This is a genomic window from Gluconobacter sp. P1D12_c, from assembly GCF_018812105.1.
GTDB classification, from domain to species: Bacteria; Pseudomonadota; Alphaproteobacteria; order Acetobacterales; family Acetobacteraceae; genus Gluconobacter; species Gluconobacter oxydans_A.
In genome coordinates, this window is sequence record NZ_JACSIQ010000579.1 from 1 (window position 1) to 417 (window position 417).

The 417-nt window shown below is 49.2% G+C and carries 1 protein-coding gene; it reads left to right on the forward strand.

The features are described 5' to 3' along the window. A partial coding sequence (locus KP705_RS18235) for a hypothetical protein (protein WP_215765321.1) occupies positions 1–209 on the forward strand: 209 nt, incomplete at its 5' end. Positions 210–417: the final 208 nt, after the last annotated feature.

Below are 417 nucleotides of genomic sequence, written 5' to 3' on the forward strand. Positions count from 1 at the left end.
AATCCAGACAGCAACCCCACCTGGAAAAAGGTGCCATCCTGCTTCTTACGCCTAGACGGAATCCCCAGACCTTCAAGCCTGTCAGCAATGCGATCAGATTGACGCCTTATGGCCTCATCCCTGCCAATGCGTTAAAGATGTTTAAACACATCAACCTTGTTCCCACTGTTGCGACGAAGAAGCTGATAAAAACCTATCCGAGAAGATGACTCACACCCATTCACAGACGGTCCTGCATCAAAAATCTCTCCGCGTGATTACTTCGCATCCTTAACCTCTCGAACGTATTCTAAACCACCAGCAGGAAGCCTGAAGCGTCGCCTGTCTTCCTGTTCCGAACGACACGCAAAACGCAGATTCTCATCAGCAGAATAATCCCGAGCTATAAGCCCAAGGTGCTTGCAGTCAGCAGATATC